Genomic DNA, 3150 nt, shown 5'->3' on the forward strand with positions numbered 1-3150 from the left:
CCCAGATACATGGTCGCGACGCGGTCGGAGATGTGCCGGACGATCTGCAGGTCGTGGGCGATGAACAGGTAGGAGAGCCCGAGTTCCTTTTGCAGGTCATCGAGCAGGTTCACCACCTGGGCGCGCACCGAGACATCCAGGGCGGAGACCGGCTCGTCGCAGATGAGCATCTTCGGGTTCAGCGCGATGCCGCGGGCGATGCCGATGCGCTGCTGCTGTCCCCCGGAGAAGTTGTGCGGGTAGCGCTCGGCGTGGTCCGGGTTCAGGCCGACCAGTTCCAGCAGTTCCCGGATCTTCGCCCGCCGCCCGGCCTTGGGGGCGATTTCGGGGTGGATCTCGAAGGGCTCGCCGACCAGCTGCTCCACGGTCATCCGCGGGTTCAGCGAGGAATACGGGTCCTGGAAGATCAGCTGGATGTTCCGGCGCATCTCCCGGCGCGCTTCCCCGCGCAGGTCGTTGATGTCGGTGCCGCGGAAGAGCACCTTTCCCTCGGTGGGTTTTTCCAGGCCGGCCATGACGCGGGCCAGGGTGGACTTGCCGCACCCGGATTCCCCGATGACCCCGAGGGTCTCGCCCGGCGCGATGGCCAGGTCGACGCCGTCCATGGCCTTGACGACCTTGCGGGGGCCGACGGGCAGGTGGCGGGCGACCGGGTAGTGCTGCTTGACCCCGCGCAGCTCCATCAACGGGACGGCGTTGGTCCCGTCCGTGCGGGCCGGATGGGTGAGGGTTTCAGGCGTTGACACGGTTCAGGACCTCCTGGGTGTGGAAGCAGGCCGCGAAGCGGCCGGCCTCGAGGGTTTCCAGCGCGGGAATCGACTCGTTGCACGCCTCGGTGGCGTAGGAGCAGCGGTTCGCGAACGAGCACCCGGCCGGAAGGTTCAGCAGGTCCGGGGGCGTGCCGGGGATCGCCGGCAGGCGCTGGCCCTTGAGCTCCTCCCCGGCGATCGATTCGCCCAGGCCCCTGGAGTAGGGGTGGCCGGGGCGGCCCAGCACCTCGGCGGTGGGCCCGTGCTCCACGACGCGTCCGGCATACATGACCGCGACCTGGTCGGTGACCTCCTTGACCACGGAGATGTCGTGGGTGATCAGGATCAGGCCCATGTTCCGTTCCTCCTGCTGCTCCTTGAGCAGTTCGAGGATCTGCGCCTGCACGGTGACATCCAGGGCGGTGGTGGGTTCGTCGGCGATCAGCAGCACCGGGTCCAGGGCCAGGGCCATGGCGATGACGATGCGCTGGCGCATGCCGCCGGAGAACTGGTGCGGGTAGTCATCCACCCGCTTGGCCGCGGCCGGGATCTTCACCTTCTCCATCATGGTGATGGCCGCGGCCCGGGCGTCCTTGCGGGAGTAGCCGCGGTGCACGCGGTAGAGCTCGCCGATCTGGCGTCCCACCGGGTGGACGGGGTTCAGGGCGGTGAGCGCGTCCTGGAAGACCATGGAGACGCGGGAGCCGACCAGCTGGCGGTGGCGCTTGGGGGTCACGGTGAGCAGGTCCTCGCCCTCCAGCAGGATCTGCCCCTGCGGGATGTGGGCGGGGGGCATGTCCAGGATGCCCATGATGGCGCGGGCGGTGACGGACTTGCCGGAGCCGGATTCGCCCAGGATGCCCAGCGCCTGGCCGCGCTTGACCTCGAAGTTCATGCCGTTCACGGCGGTGGCGATGCCGCGGGAGGTGTTGAACTCGACCTCGAGGTCCTTCACGCGCAGCAACACCTCGTCCGTGCTCGCGGGAACCCCCGCGGGACTGCCCTCGGTGGGGCGGGTATGGTTCGTGCCCACGTTATTTGCCTTTCGGGTCGAACTCATCGCGCAGGGCCTCGCCAAAGAGCACGAAGCCGAGCACGGTGATGGTCAGGAAGATCGCCGGGAAGATCAGCAGGTGCGGGGCCGCGGAGATGTATTCGCGGGCCGCGGCCAGCTGCAGGCCCCAGGACACCGAGGGCGGGGTCAGCCCGATGCCGATGAACGTGAGCCCGGCCTCGGCGCTGATGACCCCGCCGATGCCCAGGGTCTGCAGGACCAGCAGCGGGGTCAGCGAGTTGGGAACGATGTGGGTGCGGATGACGCGCCCGTGGGAGGCGCCCAAAAGCCGGGAGGCCTGGACGTATTCGCGGTTGCGGACCTCCAGGACCGAGGAGCGCATGAAGCGGACCCCGCCGGCCCAGGAGAACAGGGCCAGGGCGAAGATGACGGTCCAGACGGTGCGCTCGGCGAAGAGCTGCAGGACCACGATCGCGGCCAGGATGAACGGCAGGCCGAAGGCCATGTCGCAGGCGCGGGAGATGATCGTGTCGACCCAGCCGCCGAAGTAGCCGGCCAGGGCGCCGAGCACCGCGGAGATCACGAAGGAGATCGCGGTGACCACGATGCCGACCAGGATGGAGGCCCGGGCCCCGAAGATCACGTTGGTGTAGTAGTCGCAGCCCTGGATGTCCATGCCGAAGGGGTGCCCGGGGCCCGGGGGCTGGTTGGTGTTCAGGATGTCGCAGTTCGCGTTCGGGTCCGCGTTGAACCCGGCGAAGAGCTGCGGGAACGCGGCCATGAGCAGCATGAGGGCCACGATGGTGCCGGAGACCAGGAAGCGGGGCTTGAGCCAGAGGGGCCCGCGGTTGATTTTCTTGGCGGCCTTGCGCGGGGTGAAGCCCGCCGGGGTGCCGGGGGTGCCCGCCGTCTTCGGGGTGCGGGTTTTCAGGCCCGCCGGGGGCGTGATCGGGTTGGTCGGGGCCAACGGGTCCAGCTCGTCGGCGGCCTGGTTGGTTTCGGTTTCTTGGCTCATATCCGCACCCTCGGGTCGATAATGCCGTAGAGCAGGTCCACGAGCAGGTTGAAGATCAGGTACACCAGCACGAGCATGGTGGCGATGCCCACCACGACGGTGCCCTCCTTGTTGTTGATGGCCGTGACCATCAGCCCGCCGATGCCGGGGATGTTGAAGATCGCCTCGATGATCACCGCCCCGCCGAGCATGCCCGCCAGGGACAGGCCCAGGTAGGTGACCACCGGGATCATCGCGTTGCGCAGCGCGTGGCCCCAGATGACCCGGTTCGGGGAGAGGCCCTTGGCGCGGGCGGTGCGCAGGTACTCGGCGCGCAGCACGTCCACCAGGGAGGTGCGGGTCAGCCTCGCCAGGCCCGCGGAGGCCTCGAT

4 protein-coding genes are annotated in these 3150 nt (G+C 68.7%); all 4 read right to left on the bottom strand.

Annotation, left to right across the window (positions count from 1 at the left end; translation table 11 throughout):
* Window positions 1-683: ATP-binding cassette domain-containing protein (locus tag ACFY5D_RS22090; RefSeq protein ID WP_387534762.1), on the bottom strand; the 683-nt coding region annotated here is incomplete at its 3' end.
* Between the two features lie 49 nt (window positions 684-732).
* Window positions 733-1782 carry an ABC transporter ATP-binding protein gene (locus ACFY5D_RS22095; protein ID WP_387534756.1) on the bottom strand — a complete coding sequence of 350 codons (1050 nt, stop codon included), beginning with the start codon at window positions 1780-1782 and terminating at the stop codon, window positions 733-735.
* 1 nt (window position 1783) lies between these two features.
* On the bottom strand, window positions 1784-2779 hold the full coding sequence (locus tag ACFY5D_RS22100; protein WP_387534758.1) for an ABC transporter permease: 996 nt from the start codon (window positions 2777-2779) through the stop codon (window positions 1784-1786).
* Window positions 2776-3150, bottom strand: a 375-nt coding sequence (locus ACFY5D_RS22105) for an ABC transporter permease (protein WP_387534760.1), incomplete at its 5' end; no start/stop codon positions are given. The genes ACFY5D_RS22105 and ACFY5D_RS22100, both read right to left, overlap by 4 nt.

It is taken from the genome of Paeniglutamicibacter sp. NPDC012692, from assembly GCF_042901625.1.
Taxonomy (GTDB): Bacteria; Actinomycetota; Actinomycetes; order Actinomycetales; family Micrococcaceae; genus Paeniglutamicibacter.

Excerpts from the sequence above, each read along its gene's own strand:
- ACFY5D_RS22100 (WP_387534758.1), bottom strand. The coding sequence starts at position 2,779 with ATGAGCCAAGAAACCGAAACCAACCAGGCCGCCGACGAGCTGGACCCG.